This is a genomic window from Streptomyces sp. NBC_00286 (genome assembly GCF_036173125.1).
Lineage (GTDB): Bacteria > Actinomycetota > Actinomycetes > Streptomycetales > Streptomycetaceae > Streptomyces.
This window is the reverse complement of record NZ_CP108054.1, coordinates 8,118,148-8,133,299: the sequence shown is the minus strand read 5'-3', so window position 1 is coordinate 8,133,299 and position 15,152 is coordinate 8,118,148. Positions and strand designations below refer to the sequence as shown.

Sequence of the window (15,152 nt, the reverse complement as noted above, 5' to 3'; positions counted from 1 at the left end):
CCCGCCCGGCCGTACCAAGGGGGCGGCTTCCGTTGCCGGAGACCGCCCCCTTCGCCGTACCCTCCGTCATGCTCTTCGCCTGGTACTCCGGAACGCCGAGTACGCACGGTCGCCGAGGCCGACGAGGATGATCGCGGCCACGAGCTGGAACCCGTGGCGCCACCAGTCGATGCCCGCTGTGGCATCGACGCCTGCCGCCCGGGCGACCGCGTTGCCGCCGACGGCGCCGAGCATGCCCAGAATGGTGGTCAGCCACAGAGGGATATGCTGTTTGCCCGGAATGACCGCCTTGGCGATCAGGCCAAGCACCAACCCGACGATGATCGCCCACAACCAGCCCATCGCTGCCTCCTCGTCCGGCTCGACCTGAGCATCACCGCCAGTGTCCGCCCAGGCCTCGTACGGCGCATGCCGGGTAGGCCCGTACACACCGGGGCGCAGGCCGTTCGCCCAGGCAGCAAGTGCCCCGGTCTCGTGGCTGACGCAGGCGCGGCGTAACGTGGAACTGTCCGGGCCCTGGTTCCCCGACCGGCTGCGGACCGGGTACGGGACGGGGAGAGTCCGATGCGGGCGGGTGGTGGAACGTGATGCGGAAGCACAGCGAAACCGAGGTCTTCCGGATCACCGGGGCCAGGCAGGGGCTCGCCGACGACATACGCGGCAGGCAGCGCCGCTATGTCATCTCGATGTCCGTCCGTACGCTCGCCGTGATCCTCGCGGCCACCCTCTGGAACGTCGAACGGCACGTCGCCATCGTCGCGTTGGTGCTCGGCGCCGTCCTCCCCTACATCGCCGTGGTGATCGCCAACGCGGGCCGCGAGAACGCGCCGTCGCTGCCGTCGACGTTCGTCACCATGCCCACCCGGCCGATGCTCACGGAGCCCCGCCCGGACGACGCCGCGGAATCCGTCCCGGAAGATGTCGCGGCCGACTCCCCGGCGGGCGCCCAGGGTGAGCCGCACGAGCGGACTTGACGACCGCCGACTGTGGCGGCCGTACGTCATCACTGCACCAAGCTCAAGAAAAGCTCAGATCAATCATGCTGTTCCGGTGCCGGGCGACGGGTTACCCGTGACATACTTCGTACGCGCTCCGCATCCCCCGTCGGAGCGACAGACCGACGCCGGGCAGCTCCCCCCGTGGCTGCTCGGCGTCGCCTTTTCTGCCTTCTCTCCGCCTTGTCTTCGGATGCTGTCGAGGCGTGAGGATCCCTTAGGGTCGGGGGCGTGATCCTGAACGTTCCCGGCTCCGAACCGGCCTCGCCCATCTGCTCCGCCAAGGGTTGCCGGGCCGACGCGGTGTGGGTGGTCGCCTGGAACAACCCGAAGCTGCACACCCCGGACCGCCGCAAGACCTGGCTGGCGTGCGAGGAGCACCGCGAGCACCTGTCCAAGTTCCTTGGCGTACGCGGCTTCTTGAAGGACGTCGTGCTCCTGGAGGACTGGGAGTCCCAGGAACCCCTGGAACGTCAGGAGCCACCGCAGTCCCCGGAGGCTTAGCCCGGAAGTCCTCGCAGTCCCCAGAGCCTTAGCCCTGAAGTCCCCGGAGGCTCAGCGGAAGTCCTAGCCGCCGATCGCCGACATCGGTCGCTGCGGCTGCACGAACGACGGGTCGTCCAGGCCCGCGCCCGCCTTCTTGCCCCACATCGCCAGCTTCCATATGCGGGCGATTTCCTCGTCCGGCGCGTCCGAGCGCAGGGCGGCCCGCAGATCGGTCTCCTCCTGGGCGAAGAGGCAGGTGCGGACCTGGCCGTCCGCCGTGAGCCTCGTACGGTCGCAGGCCGAGCAGAACGGGCGGGTGACGGAGGCGATCACGCCGACGACATTCGGGCCGCCGTCGACGAGCCAGCGCTCGGCCGGGGCCGAGCCCCGCTTCTGGGAGCCCTCCTCGGTGAGCTCGAAGCGGGTGCGCAGCGAGGCGAGGATGTCGCCCGCGGTGACCATGCCCTCGCGCTTCCAGCCGTGCTGGGCGTCCAAGGGCATCTGCTCGATGAAGCGCAGTTCGTAGTCGTGCTCCACGGCCCAGGCCAGCAGGTCCGGGGCCTCGTCGTCGTTCAGCCCCGGCATCAGGACGGTGTTGACCTTGACCGGGTTCAGGCCTGCCTCGCGGGCGGCTTCGAGGCCCTCGATGACGTCCCTGTGGCGGTCACGGCGGGTGAGGGTCTTGAAGACGTCGGGGCGCAGCGTGTCCAGGGAGACATTCACCCGGTCCAGGCCTGCCGCCTTCAGGGCGGACGCGGTGCGCTTGAGGCCGATGCCGTTGGTAGTGAGGGACATCTGGGGGCGCGGCTCGAGCGCGGCGACGCGCTCCACGATGCCGACGAGGCCGGGACGCAGCAGGGGCTCGCCGCCGGTGAAGCGGACCTCGGCGATGCCCAACTGCCGTACGGCTATGTCGATGAGGCGGGCGATCTCGTCGTCCGTGAGCAGGTCGGGCTTGGCGAGCCACTGCAGGCCCTCTTCGGGCATGCAGTACGTGCACCGCAGATTGCAGCGGTCCGTCAGCGACACACGCAGATCAGTGGCCACACGGCCATAGGTGTCGATGAGCACGTGGGGCCCCCTCCACTCGTACGAACAAGCATTCAGAACAAGAACTCAGAACAACCATTCGTATGAATCAGTTACCAGCGAGCCTACGTGACAGGACCGACAACGAAGGCCAGGGATCGGCAAGCGGATCCCACAAGACGCGGATCCCACAAGAAACCGAGACATGGCGCGGCCGCGCCGTAGAACGTCCAGGGGACTACGGCGCGGCCGCGGATGGCAGGGAGCCTCAGTGGGCCCCGGTGCCGGTGAGGGAGCGCACCTCCAGCTCCGCGTACTTTCCGGTGTCCGGCTCCTCCTTGGACAGGATGGTGCCGAGCCAGCCCATCAGGAAGCCGAACGGGATGGAGATGATGCCCGGGTTCTTCAGCGGGAACCAGGCGAAGTCGACGTCGGGGAACATCGCCTTGGGGTCGCCGGAGACGACGGGCGAGAACAGCACCAGGCCGACGGCCACGATCAGACCGCCGTAGATCGACCACAGGGCGCCCTGGGTGGTGAACCGCTTCCAGAACAGGCTGTAGAGGATCGTCGGCAGGTTGGCGGAGGCGGCGACCGCGAAGGCGAGGGCGACGAGGCCGGCGACGTTCAGGTCACGGGCGAGGGAACCCAGGATGATGGAGACGGCGCCGATGCCGATGGTCGCCAGACGGGCCGCCCTGACCTCCTCCTTCTCGGTGGCCTTGCCCTTCTTGATGACGTTCGCGTAGATGTCGTGGGCGAACGAGGAGGACGAGGCGAGGGTGAGTCCTGCGACCACGGCGAGGATCGTCGCGAAGGCCACCGCCGAGATCACGGCGAGCAGAATCGCGCCCCAGGCCGAGTCGACGCCGCCCAGGTGCAGGGCGAGCAGGGGCGCCGCCGTGTTGCCGGACGGGTTGGACGCGATGATCTCTTCCTGCGAGATGATCGCGGCCGCGCCGAAGCCGAGCGCGATGGTCATCAGGTAGAAGCCGCCGATGATGCCGATCGCCCAGTTCACGGACTTCCGGGCGGCCTTGGCGTTGGGCACCGTGTAGAAGCGGATCAGGATGTGCGGCAGGCCGGCGGTGCCGAGCACCAGGGCGATGCCGAGGGAGATGAAGTCCAGCTTGGTGGTGCCGCTCGCGCCGTACTGCAGGCCGGGCTCCAGGAAGGCGGCGCCCTTTCCGCTGTTCTCGGCCGCCGTGCCGAGCAGGTCGGAGATGTTGAAGTTGAACTTCAGCAGCACCAGGAAGGTGATCAGGATGGTGCCGCTGATGAGCAGCACGGCCTTGACCATCTGGACCCAGGTGGTGCCCTTCATGCCGCCGATGGAGACGTACACGATCATCAGGACGCCGACGAGGGCGACGATGAGGATCTTGCCGGCGTCGGAGGTGATGCCGAGCAGCAGCGAGACGAGGACGCCCGCGCCGGCCATCTGCGCCAGCAGGTAGAAGATCGACACGACGATCGTGGAGGTGCCCGCCGCGGTACGCACCGGACGCTGGCGCATGCGGTACGCGAGGACGTCGCCCATCGTGTACCGGCCGGAGTTGCGCAGCGGCTCGGCGACCAGGAGCAGGGCCACCAGCCAGGCGACCAGGAAGCCGATGGAGTACAGGAAGCCGTCGTATCCGAAGAGGGCGATCGCGCCGGCGATGCCCAGGAAGGACGCGGCGGACATGTAGTCGCCGGAGACGGCGAGTCCGTTCTGGAAGGCGCTGAACTGCCGTCCGCCCGCGTAGAAGTCGGCGGCGTCCTTGGTCTGCCGGCCCGCCCACACGGTGATGAAGAGGGTGGCGATGACGAAGGCCGCGAACAGGGAGATGATCAGCGGCCGGTGCTCGCTGGCCTCGTTCGCCGCGAGCTGCACATCGCTCGCGGCGAGCTGGACCTGAGTGATCGCGGGGCTCATTCGCCGCCCTCCATCCGGGACTTGATCGCGTGGGCCTTGGGGTCGAGCTTGGCGGAGGAGTGCCGCTCGTACCACCAGGCGATGAGGAACGTGGTGAGGAACTGGGCGAGACCGAAGACGAAGGCGACGTTGATGTTGCCGAACAGCTTGGTGCCCATGAAGCCGCCCGCGTAGTTCGACATCAGGACGTACAGCAGGTACCAGGCGATGAAGCCGATGGTCAGCGGGAAGGCGAAGGAGCGGTGCGAGCGGCGTAGTTCACCGAACTCAGCGCTCTCCTGCACCTCGACGAACTCCTCGGTGGTGGGGAGGTGAGGCTGGGATTTCGAGGGGGGCGGTGCGTCGGTAGCCACGGAGTCTCCTCGCGTTTGCGGTTGCGGCGTCCGAATCGGAAGCGGGCGGATGGGGATAAGGGTTGAACTGGCTCTGGACATAGCTGAGTTGTGACCTCACGGAACGTGTGGATCACGTGGGCCGAGTGGCGATGCTAGGGCCTCCCGGGCGTGATCCAACAGGGGCTCGCTGTTCCTCTGACCCCTGCACAAGGTCACGGAGCGACACGAAGACCGGTTCAACACCCGGCCGTACTTTCGGAAGTCATTTCCTGTAAGTCGTTGCTGGCCAAGGATCACGGGAGATAGCTTCGCCCCTGCACCACTCAAGTCATGTACCTGCCCGGGCACCACCTGTGTTCGGGCCGGTTCCTTTTCCGGATGATGTGGAGACCCCATGGCTCATCTGCGCTCCAGACGCCGTCTTGCGCTAGCCGTGCCGCTCGTGCTGTCCCTCACCGCCTCGCTCGGCTTCCTGCCGGGTGTCGCCTCGGCCGCCCCGGCCGACGCCCCCGCCGCTGCCGCGGAGGAGGCCCCGAACCTCTCGTACGTGGTCAACACCAAGAAGACGGACCACGGCACGATCGAGTGGGTGAAGAAGGCGATAGCCAAGGCCGACGGCACGGTTGTCGCGACGTACAAGAAGATCGGCGTCATCGTCGTCCACTCGGCGAACCCGGAGTTCGGCAAGCAGATTCGTGCCGTACGCGGGGTGCAGTCCGCGGGTGCTACGCGCACCTCGCCGCTGACGCCGGCGGGGACGACGGACGAGGGCGCGGCGCAGCTTCTGTCGGCTGCCGAGGCCGCCGAGGTCGAGGCCAGGGGCGCGGCCGCCGACGAGCCCCTCGAGGCGGACCAGTGGGATCTGCGCGCGATTGGCGCCGACAAGGCCGCCAAGATCAACCCGGGCAGCAAGAAGGTCACGGTCGCCGTGATCGACACGGGAGTTGACGACACCCACCCGGACCTCGCACCGAACTTCTCCGCCTCCCAGTCGGCCAACTGCGACGGCGGTGTGGCGGACACCAGCGAGGGCGCCTGGCGTCCGTACACCGCGGACGACTACCACGGCACACACGTGGCCGGTGAGATCGCCGCGGCCCGCAACGACATCGGCGTGGCCGGTGTCGCGCCCGGCGTGAAGGTCTCCAGCATCAACGTCACCGACCGAAAGAACGGCCTCTTCTACCCGGAGAGCATCGTCTGCGCCTTCGTGTTCGCCGCCGACCACGGCGTGGAGATCACCAACAACAGCTACTACGTGGACCCGTGGCTCTACAACTGCATGGACGACCCCGACCAGCGGGCCATCGTCGACGCGGTGAACCGGGCGCAGCAGTACGCCACCAAGAAGGGCACCCTGCACCTCGCCTCCGCGGGCAACTCCAACCACGACCTCGACTCGGACGCGATCGTCGACGACTCCAGCCCCGACGACTCGACCCCGGTCACCCGCACCATCGACCCGCACGAATGCTTCGACGTGCCGACCCAGCTGCCGGGCATCGTCACGGTCAGCGCGACCGGCGTCAACAACACCAAGTCGTACTACTCCACGTACGGCAAGGGCGTCATCGACATCGCGGCGCCGGGCGGAGACCGGTTCCAGATCCCGGACACCCCGTCGAAGAACGGCCGGATCCTGTCCACCATGCCGAACAACGCGTACGGCTACCTGCAGGGCACGTCGATGGCGGCGCCGCACGCCTCCGGTGTCGCCGCGCTGCTCAAGTCCAAGTACCCGTGGGCGACTCCGGGCCAGCTCCAGGCGCTGATGAAGGCGCAGGCGGACAGCCAGGCCTGCCCGACGGACTACGACGGTAACGAGGACGGCGTCGTGGACGCCACCTGCGAGGGCGGCAAGCGCGTGAACGGCTTCTACGGCTGGGGCATCGTCAACGCGTTGCGGGCGGTCAAGTAACGCGGTAGGCAGGCCTACTTGTAGGCCTGCCTACACGTCACCGAACGAACTGGAGACTCCATGACAGCGCCTCATACGCGCTCTCGTCGCGCCATAGCGATCCCGCTCGGGATGGCCATGGCGACAGCTCTCGCCTTCCTGCCGAACGCCGGCGCCGCGGCGGCCCCAACGGCTTCCGAGGGCTCTGCGGCCGGGGCCGACGCGCCCCAGTCCCCGGCCCTCGCGGCGAAGGCGACCTCGCTCAGCTATGTCGTCAACGTCCGCCCCGGTCACGGCACTTCCTCCTACGTGAAGAAGGCCATCGCCAAGGCCGGCGGCACCGTCGTGACCTCGTACGACAAGATCGGCGTGATCGTCGCCCACTCGGCGAACGCCGACTTCGCGAAGACCATCCGCAAGGTGCGCGGTGTGGAGTCGGCGGGCTCGACGCGTACGGCACCGCTGCCCGCGCAGTCCACAACCGATCTCGGCACCCCGAAGGTGCTCACCGCGGAGCAGGTCGCGGACGCCGAAGCGGCCCCCGGGCAGGACCCGTTGGAGCCGATGCAGTGGGACCTGCCCGCCATCAAGGCGGACAAGGCGCACGAGAAGTCGCTGGGCAGCCGGGACGTCACGGTCGCCGTGATCGACACCGGCGTGGACGACACGCATCCCGACATCGCGCCCAACTTCGACCGCAAGGCGTCGGTCAACTGCGTGTCGGGCAAGCCGGACACGGCCGACGGGGCGTGGCGGCCGAGCGCTTCCGAGAGCCCGCACGGCACGCATGTCGCAGGAGAGATCGCGGCCGCGAAGAACGGCGTCGGCGTCACGGGCGTCGCCCCGGGCGTGAAGGTCTCCGGCATCAAGGTGTCCAACCCGGACGGCTTCTTCTACACGGAGGCCGTCGTCTGCGGCTTCATGTGGGCGGCTGAGCACGGCGTCGAAGTGACCAACAACAGCTATTACACCGACCCGTGGTACTTCAACTGCAAGAACGACCCGGACCAGAAGGCCCTGGTGGAAGCCGTCTCCCGGGCCTCGCGGTACGCGGAGCGGAAGGGCGCGGTCAACCTCGCCGCGGCGGGCAACGAGAACTACGACCTCGCCGCCGACGAGATCACCGACCCTGTCTCACCGAACGACTCCACCCCGTCGGACCGCGTGATCGACCCGTCCGAGTGCCTTGACATCCCGACCCAGTTGCCGGGCATCGTCACGGTCGCGTCGACGGGCGCGAAGGGCATCAAGTCGTCCTTCTCCAACCACGGCCTGGGCGTCATCGACATCGCCGCACCCGGCGGCGACTCGACGGCCTACCAGACCCCGGCCCCGCCCGCCACCAGCGGCCTCATCCTGGGCCCGGTGCCCGGCGGCAAGTGGGGCTACATGGCCGGTACGTCGATGGCCTCCCCACACGCCGCGGGCGTGGCCGCGCTCATCAAGTCGACGCACCCGTACGCCCCGCCGGCCCTGGTGAAGGCCCTCCTGTACGCGGAGGCCGACGCCGTACCGTGCACCGACCCGTACGACATCGACGGCGACGGCAAGATCGACGCGGTCTGCGAGGGCGGCAAGAACCGCAACGGCTTCTACGGCGCGGGGATGGTGGACGCGCTGGACGCGGTGACGAAGTAGCACGCTTGTAGAGGTGCGACGAAGTAGCACGCTTGTGGAGGTGCTCCGGGCCGGGCGGGCGATCCGTCCGGCCCGGCCGTCTTTGTACGGCAGGATCGCCTCATGACCGGTATCGAGTACCTCTGGTCCGCGCTGGGCGGCGATCCCGCCCTTCTCTCGCGGGTCTCCACCGTCGTACGGGACGAAGCGCTCGACGCGCGCTTGCCGGTACGGGAGTTGGCGCGGAGCTGTGTGGGAGCGTGCGCGCTCGCGGCCGCCGAGCTGAGCGCGCGCCGTACCGGGCGAGAAGTCCCGGCAGTGCGGGTCGATGACGGAGCCATCGCCACCGCGTTCGTGAGCGAGCGGCATCTGCTGGTGGACGGACGGGCGCCGGTCACCTTCACGCCGCTGTCGCGGTTCTGGCGCACGGCCGACGGGTGGATGCGTACGCACGCGAACTACCCGCATCATCGGGCACGGTTGCTCGATGCTCTGGGGCTGCCCGCGGACGCGTCCGCCGAGGCCGTGAGCGCCTGCCTCGCGGAGCGGTCGGCCCTGGAGGTGGAGCGCACGGTGTACGCGGCAGGAGGGCTCGCCGTGGCGCTGCGTACGGCCCAGGAGTGGGCCGCGCACGAGCAGGGCGCGGCCGTGGCGGGGCGCGGGCTGCTGGAGCGGGGCCGGACGGCTTCCTCGGGGGTACGCGCCCTCGCGCCCCTCGACGGTGATCCGCTGTTGCCCGCGGCAGGGCTGCGCGTGCTCGACCTCACACGCGTCATCGCCGGGCCGGTCGCCACCCGTACCCTCGCGCTCCTCGGCGCGGACGTCCTGCGGATCGACCCGCCTGGGCTGCCCGAACTCGCCGACCAGCACGCGGACACGGGCTTCGGCAAGCGGTCCGCCACGCTCGATCTCAGGGCCGACCGGCGCGCCTTCGACGAACTGCTCGCCTCGACGGACGTCGTCGTCACGGGCTACCGCCCCGGAGCCCTGGACCGCTTCGGGCTCACGCCGGAGGCGCTGGCCGAGCGCAGTCCCGGGATCGTGGTGGCGCAGCTGTCCGCGTGGGGCGCGTACGGGCCGTGGGGCGGGCGGCGAGGCTTCGACAGCCTGGTGCAGGTGGCAACGGGCATCGCGGCGCTGGAGGGCTCCGAGGAGAAGCCCGGCGCCCTGCCCGCGCAGGCCCTGGACCATGGCACGGGGTATCTGCTGGCCGCCGCGGTACTGCGCGCCGTCACGGAGCAGTTGGACGAGGGGGGCACGCGGTTCGTGCGTCTGGCGCTGGCGCAGACGGCGTCGTGGCTGGTGAACGGGGTCGTACGAGGCGAGGGGCCGGCGGACGCTTCGTACGACAGCCCGGCGCCCTGGCTCAGCGAGACGGACAGCGGACTGGGGCGGCTGCGGTACGCCCTGTCGCCGGTGTCCTTCGACGGTGGGCCCGGGGACTGGTCGCGGCCACCGGGGCCGTGGGGCTCGGATGCCGCGCGGTGGATGTGAGCGGCGGGGTTCCGCGGGGCCCGGGCTGAGTCGCGCGGGCTGTCGGTAGCGTATCCAGGGGCGGAAAGTCGTTCCGTCAGTTGTTCTCCAGGGCTTGCCCGGATCTGAACGACTGGTGAAGATCCTGAGGTGAGTTCGATAAGACCGAGTGCCGGCTCTGGCGGTGAGGTGGGCGCCGCCCGGGGGAGCATGGCCGGGGGGCGGCGGGCCGTCGCCGTTCTCGTCCTGGTGACCCTTGCCGCGTTGATCCCGCTACTCGGGCCGCCCCTCGCCCTGCGGGGCACGGGTGAGGCCGCCCTGCCCGCCGACGGGGGAATCTCCCTGCTGCGTACGGTCCTGTTCGCGGCGGTGTGTGTCTCGGCGGGCGAACTGTTCGCCGCCCGGCTGGCCCGCCGGGTGCCGGGAGCGCCCCTGGACGACAAGCCCCGCAGTTGGGCACCGATCGCGGCGGGCGCCGGTTTCGTGGCCGCGCTCTGCCTTGCCTCGGTGGTGGCCAACGGCAACCTGGTGCCGCGCCGGCTCTCCGACATGGACATCGGCGGCCTCTACGAGACGCGGGACGGCATGCTCGCGCTCCTGGAGGTCAACGCGTTCGTCGTAGCGGGCCTGTGCGCCCTCTCGCGCCGGCCGGCGAACCAGGTGTGGCCGCTGGCCGCGGTTGCCGTCGCGGAGGCGCTGCGGGCCCATCCCACCACGGAGTACAGCCCACTCCTCGGCTCGGGCCTGACGCTTGTTCATGTGACGTGCGCGGCCCTGTGGGTCGGCGGCCTGCTGCACGTCCTGCGCCTGCTGCGCCGCTGGCGCGACCCGGAGGCGGGCGCCGCGCTTCTCGGGCTCTATGCGCGCGTGGCGGCCGTTCTGTTCGCCGCGATCACCGTGACGGGCGTGGGCAGCACCCTGCGCCGGATGCCGGCCGGCACGGTCCTGGACCAGCTGACGACGACGGCGTACGGGCGCGTCCTGCTCGCCAAGCTGCTCGTCGTGGCCGCCGTCGCCGCCCTCGCCCTGTGCGCACGCCGACGCCTGCGCAGGGCCGCCGACCCGCTCACCGCCTACTCCCCCGCCCGTGCGGAAGTCGTCGCCCTGGGGGTGGTGGTCGCGGTGTCCGCGGTGCTTACGGCGCTGCCGGTGCCGATTCGCTGGTGACGGGCGTCCGCCGCCCACCGACTGCGCGCATCACCCCACGAACCAGCAGGAGTTGCGCGGCGATATACGTGCCCATGATCCAGAACTCGGGCCGCGGGAGCTGCGGCCATTCGGCGACTCCGGTCGCGATGAGCGTGTCCGAGAGCATGAAGAGGGCGCCTCCGAGGGCGGCGGTGAGGCCGAGCCGGGTGGCTCGGTACGCCATGGCCGTGAGCAGCACGCTGTAGGCGGCGACGGGGAGACGGAGTTCGGGTGGCAGGTCCGGCCACAGAAGGGCCACGGTCGTGACGAGAGCGACGCCGTATCCGACCGCCGGCCAGGCTGCACGCGCGCGTGGAGCCCCGTTTTCCGCGTCGTGCCCTATGAAGGCGTGTTTCTTGAAGAGCACCAGGTAGCAGACGTGCCCGGCCGCGAAGGACCCCATCCCGGCGAGGAACGCCGCGTCGACGTCGAACAGCAGGAGCACGTCGCCTCCCCAACCGAACAGGAGCGCGGCGACAAGGATTCGAGGTCCGCCGCGCAGTGCCACATGGGCGGCGAGCAGCGGCATCAGCAGCGGCTTGGCGAGCGCATGCCCGAGGCCGGAACCGGCCACCAGGCAGACAAGGTCGACCACGGTGACGACACCGAAGGCGGCGAGCGCCACGCGCGCGTGCCGCTCGGCGCGACGGCCTGGGCTCACGCGACGGTCCCGGTGACCGTCCCCGTGGCCGTCTCGGAGACCGCGTCACCGACCTCCTCGACATCGCCACGCGCCGGCGGCTGCCAGCCCGGCCCCCGGAACACCCGCCCCGCCCGCTCACGCCAACTGCCCGCCGCCCGCAGGTCCCTGACGATGGCGGCGTACTCGTGCGTGGCGACGCGCAGGGGATTGTATGTGTCGATGTTCTTCGTCAGCCCGTACACCGGCCGCTCGGTCTCCGGGACGAACGAGCCGAAGAGCCGGTCCCAGACGATGAGGATCCCGCCGAAGTTGCGGTCCAGATAGCCCCCTTGGGAGGCGTGGTGGACTCGGTGGTGCGAGGGAGTGTTGAAGACGAACTCGAAGGCGCGGTGCAGCTTTCCGATGCGCTCGGTGTGGATCCAGAACTGGTACACGAGGTTCGCGGAGGAGCAGAACGCGAGCGCCGCCGGGTGCACACCGAGGGCCACGAGAGGCACGTAGAACGGCCAGACGGTCCAGGTCGTCCACGGCTGCCTGAGTGCGGTGGTGAGGTTGAAGTTCTGGCTGGAGTGGTGCACCACGTGGCAGGCCCACAGGATGCGGATGACGTGATGTCCGCGATGCGACCAGTAGTAGAAGAAGTCCTGGGCGAGCAGCATCAGCGGGACGGTCCACCACAGGACGGGAACGCGCAGGGGCGTCAGCTCATAGATGGCCGTGTAAATGGCGACGATCGGAATCTTCCACAGCAGATCGAAGCCCAGACTGCCCAGCCCCATGGAGACGCTCGTCACGGCGTCCTTCGCCTCATACCCCGCGGCATCCTCGTCCGGATGGATCCGGACACTCACCATTTCGACAACGGTGAGCAGCACAAAGGCGGGTATCGACCACAGCACGACATCGGGCAGGTTCGGCATGTGTGCACCGTAGAGCGGCCGTTGACCTGCGGCCAGACGTTGTTACCCACAAGTATTACCTGGGGTACGCGCTTGCTTCTTGGCCGACTCCACCAAGAGGCGCAGCCGGCCGGGGCGCTGACGGAGGTTCGGGGGCGCGTGGCGCGGACTCCGGCGAACGGGCTGTCAGTCGTGACCTTTATCCTCGGTGACCATGCTCGAAGACCGTACGACCGCAGCCTCCGCAGCCTCGTGGCCGGCCGCGTATCCGCAGGGATACGCGGTGGTCGACGTGGAGACCACCGGACTGGCCCGCGACGACCGCATAGTGTCGGCCGCGGTCTACCGGCTGGACGCACGCGGCGAGGTCGAGGACCACTGGTACACGACGGTCAATCCGGAGCGGGATCCCGGGCCGGTGTGGATACACGGTCTGACGAGCGAGGCGCTCGAAGGGGCGCCTCTTTTCCCGGAGATCGCCGAGGAGTTCGCGGCCCGGCTCGACGGCCGTGTGCTCGTCGCGCACAACGCCGTCTTCGACTGGTCGATGATCGCCCGGGAGTACGCCCGCGCGGAGCGCGAGGCGCCGGTCCGTCAGCGGCTGTGCACCATCGCGCTCTCCAAGGAGCTGCGCCTGCCCCTGGCCAACCACAAGCTGGAGTCGCTCGCCGCGCACTTCGGCGTCGTACAGCAGCGGGCGCACCACGCGCTGGACGACGCGCGCGTGCTCGCCGAGGCGTTCCGGCCGAGCCTGCACGCCGCCGCGCGCGACGGCGTACGACTGCCGCTCCTTGAGTGCCGGCCGCTCACCGAGTGGGCGGACGGGCCCGCGCCGCGCATCGGCCAACAGTCGGGCGGCGGTGGCTACGGCGGTTACGGGCCCGGGAGCTGGCGCCCCTCCCGCAAGCGGCCCGCGTGCCCGTACCCCAACCCGGGCCGGTACGAACCGGGCAGACCGCTCAAGCAGGGCATGCGGATCGCGTTCTCCGGGGACACCTCGGTCGACCGCGAGCTCCTGGAGGACCGTGCCGTCGACGCCGGACTCCATGTCTCGACGAGCCTGTCCCGGCGCACCAGCCTCCTCGTCACGAACGACCCGGACTCCGGTACGTCGAAAGTGGTCAAGGCACGCCAGTACGGCACGCCGGTCGTCGACGAGGCGGCCTTCGGGCAGCTCCTTCTGGATGTGGAGTCGGCCGAGGGGGCGTGAGTGACGGGGCGCTCTCGGCCCCGGCACGAGATTCCCGCGCACGGCAAGAGGTCCCGGCGTACGACGAGAGATCCGGGCGTACGGGTGATTGGCGGGCGACTCGCCCTGTGGCCGCTCGCCCGTGCCGTCGCAGCGGCCCACTCTGTGGCGCATGGCACGTTGCGAGGTCTGCGGAAACGACTACGGGATGTCCTTCGAGGTGCACGCGCAGGGCGCGGTACACGTCTTCGACTGTTTCGCCTGCGCCATCCACCGGATGGCACCCATCTGCGAGCACTGTCGCGTCCAGATCATCGGCCAGGGAGTCGAGGTCGGAGGCCAGTGGTTCTGCGGGGCGCACTGCGCCCGCTCGGAGGGGAAGGTGGGGATCATCGACAAAGTGTGAGGCGGCCCCTTCGTACGTGTGCCCTCGGCGGACCCTCCGTCGAGGGCCGATTCATGCAGGGGTAACGTCAATGGGGTGTACCGCTTCCTGTTGTCCCGGCAGTGGGTGATCCTCACGCTGGTCGCCCTGCTCCTCATCCCCACGATGATCAGGCTGGGCTTCTGGCAGATGCACCGCTACGAGGAGCGCACCGCCCGGAACGAGCTGGTCGCCGAGGCGCTGGACGCCAAGCCGGTGCCCGTGGAGCAGCTCACCTCCCCCGGACACACGGTCACCACCGACGAGCGGTACCGCAGCGTGACAGCGAAGGGCCGCTTCGACACCGACGACGAGGTCGTCGTCCGCCGCCGCACCAACTCCGACGACGAGGTCGGCTACCACGTCCTGACGCCCTTCGTCCTCGGGGACGGCAAGGTCCTGCTGGTCAACAGGGGCTGGGTCCCCGGGGCCCCGACCCAGACGGCGTTCCCCAAGATCCCCGCACCGCCCCGCGGCGAGATCACCGTCACCGGGCGGCTCATGCCCGACGAGACGACCGAGGCGAGCGGCATCAAGGACCTCGAGGGCCTGCCGGACCGGCAGATCATGCTGATCAACAGCGAGCAGGAGGCCAGCCGCCTCGGCGAGCAGGTCGTCGGCGGCTACATCGTGCAGACGGCACTCGCACCGAAGGGCAACTCCCCGGAACTGATCGGCAAGCCCGGCGACGAGGACGCCGCACTGAACTACGCGTACGCGATCCAGTGGTGGCTCTTCGCGTTGGGCGTCCCCGTGGGCTGGGTGATCCTGGTCCGCCGTGAGCGCCGGGACCGGGCGGAAGCCGCGGCGAAGACGGACACTCCGGAGGCGGCGGAAACGGCCTCTGTGTAGGCGGACTGCCCGTCAGCGACACCAGCCGCCCCATAGGGCGGACCGCCCGGAAGCGACACCAGCCGCCCGACAGGCGGACCGCCGGAAGCGACATGGCCGCCGTATGGCCCGACCGCACGAGGTGACACCGGCCACCGTGCGGCCGCCGCAGCCGCCCGAGGCGAGACCGACCGACCGACCGTACGGCCCTGACCGCACGAGGTAACA

General features: G+C 69.6%; 15 protein-coding genes. 9 read left to right on the top strand and 6 right to left on the bottom strand.

Annotation, left to right across the window (positions count from 1 at the left end):
* Positions 1 to 66: 66 nt before the first annotated feature.
* A complete protein-coding gene (locus OHT21_RS36820; RefSeq protein WP_328772597.1) occupies positions 67 to 342 on the bottom strand; it encodes a GlsB/YeaQ/YmgE family stress response membrane protein in 276 nt (91 codons plus the stop codon).
* Positions 343 to 587: 245 nt separating this feature from the next.
* Between OHT21_RS36820 and OHT21_RS36815 the strand changes: the two genes are divergently transcribed.
* Together OHT21_RS36815 and OHT21_RS36810 are read left to right on the top strand one after the other, a co-directional pair.
* Entirely contained in the window at positions 588 to 974 is a 387-nt protein-coding gene (locus OHT21_RS36815; RefSeq protein WP_328772596.1) for a DUF3099 domain-containing protein, read from the top strand.
* Positions 975 to 1,226: 252 nt separating this feature from the next.
* Positions 1,227 to 1,499: a hypothetical protein gene (locus tag OHT21_RS36810; RefSeq protein WP_328772595.1), complete on the top strand. Its 273-nt coding sequence runs from the start codon at positions 1,227 to 1,229 to the stop codon at positions 1,497 to 1,499.
* 63 nt (positions 1,500 to 1,562) lie between these two features.
* On the opposite strand, the gene moaA is transcribed toward OHT21_RS36810, so the two are convergent.
* From moaA to OHT21_RS36795, 3 genes are all read right to left on the bottom strand, one after another.
* Complete coding sequence (moaA, locus tag OHT21_RS36805; RefSeq protein WP_328772594.1) at positions 1,563 to 2,552, bottom strand: GTP 3',8-cyclase MoaA; 990 nt, start codon at positions 2,550 to 2,552, stop codon at positions 1,563 to 1,565.
* 226 nt (positions 2,553 to 2,778) lie between these two features.
* Positions 2,779 to 4,428: a solute symporter family protein gene (locus OHT21_RS36800; RefSeq protein WP_328772593.1), complete on the bottom strand. Its 1,650-nt coding sequence runs from the start codon at positions 4,426 to 4,428 to the stop codon at positions 2,779 to 2,781.
* Positions 4,425 to 4,781 (bottom strand): DUF485 domain-containing protein, encoded by a 357-nt coding sequence (locus OHT21_RS36795; RefSeq protein WP_328772592.1) that lies wholly within the window; start codon positions 4,779 to 4,781, stop codon positions 4,425 to 4,427. The genes OHT21_RS36800 and OHT21_RS36795 overlap by 4 nt, the downstream gene beginning before the upstream one ends.
* Before the next feature lie 376 nt (positions 4,782 to 5,157).
* Here OHT21_RS36795 and OHT21_RS36790 point away from each other — a divergent pair, with 376 nt between their 5' ends.
* The 4 genes from OHT21_RS36790 to OHT21_RS36775 all read left to right on the top strand — a co-directional run bounded on the left by OHT21_RS36790 (position 5,158) and on the right by OHT21_RS36775 (position 10,917).
* Positions 5,158 to 6,681, top strand: coding sequence for a S8 family peptidase (locus OHT21_RS36790; RefSeq protein WP_328772591.1), 1,524 nt, complete (start codon positions 5,158 to 5,160; stop codon positions 6,679 to 6,681).
* 60 nt (positions 6,682 to 6,741) lie between these two features.
* On the top strand, positions 6,742 to 8,298 hold the full coding sequence (locus tag OHT21_RS36785) for a S8 family peptidase (RefSeq protein ID WP_328772590.1): 1,557 nt from the start codon (positions 6,742 to 6,744) through the stop codon (positions 8,296 to 8,298).
* 102 nt (positions 8,299 to 8,400) lie between these two features.
* Positions 8,401 to 9,771, top strand: coding sequence for a CoA transferase (locus tag OHT21_RS36780; RefSeq protein ID WP_328772589.1), 1,371 nt, complete (start codon positions 8,401 to 8,403; stop codon positions 9,769 to 9,771).
* 129 nt (positions 9,772 to 9,900) lie between these two features.
* Positions 9,901 to 10,917: a CopD family protein gene (locus OHT21_RS36775; protein WP_443050506.1), complete on the top strand. Its 1,017-nt coding sequence runs from the start codon at positions 9,901 to 9,903 to the stop codon at positions 10,915 to 10,917.
* Here OHT21_RS36775 and OHT21_RS36770 read toward each other — a convergent pair.
* Together OHT21_RS36770 and OHT21_RS36765 are read right to left on the bottom strand one after the other, a co-directional pair.
* Positions 10,886 to 11,599, bottom strand: coding sequence for a lysoplasmalogenase (locus OHT21_RS36770; protein ID WP_328772588.1), 714 nt, complete (start codon positions 11,597 to 11,599; stop codon positions 10,886 to 10,888). The genes OHT21_RS36775 and OHT21_RS36770 overlap by 32 nt on opposite strands.
* Complete coding sequence (locus tag OHT21_RS36765) at positions 11,596 to 12,501, bottom strand: sterol desaturase family protein (RefSeq protein WP_328772587.1); 906 nt, start codon at positions 12,499 to 12,501, stop codon at positions 11,596 to 11,598. Before OHT21_RS36765 ends, OHT21_RS36770 begins: the two co-directional genes overlap by 4 nt.
* A gap of 193 nt (positions 12,502 to 12,694) precedes the next feature.
* Here OHT21_RS36765 and OHT21_RS36760 point away from each other — a divergent pair, with 193 nt between their 5' ends.
* The 3 genes from OHT21_RS36760 to OHT21_RS36750 all read left to right on the top strand — a co-directional run bounded on the left by OHT21_RS36760 (position 12,695) and on the right by OHT21_RS36750 (position 14,945).
* Positions 12,695 to 13,690: a DEDDh family exonuclease gene (locus OHT21_RS36760; protein WP_328772586.1), complete on the top strand. Its 996-nt coding sequence runs from the start codon at positions 12,695 to 12,697 to the stop codon at positions 13,688 to 13,690.
* A 151-nt stretch (positions 13,691 to 13,841) separates the two neighbouring features.
* The gene (locus OHT21_RS36755; protein ID WP_328772585.1) at positions 13,842 to 14,075 is read left to right on the top strand and encodes a hypothetical protein; all 234 of its coding nucleotides are present in this window, start codon (positions 13,842 to 13,844) and stop codon (positions 14,073 to 14,075) included.
* A gap of 75 nt (positions 14,076 to 14,150) precedes the next feature.
* Positions 14,151 to 14,945: an SURF1 family cytochrome oxidase biogenesis protein gene (locus OHT21_RS36750; RefSeq protein ID WP_328772584.1), complete on the top strand. Its 795-nt coding sequence runs from the start codon at positions 14,151 to 14,153 to the stop codon at positions 14,943 to 14,945.
* The last annotated feature ends 207 nt before the right edge of the window (positions 14,946 to 15,152 follow it).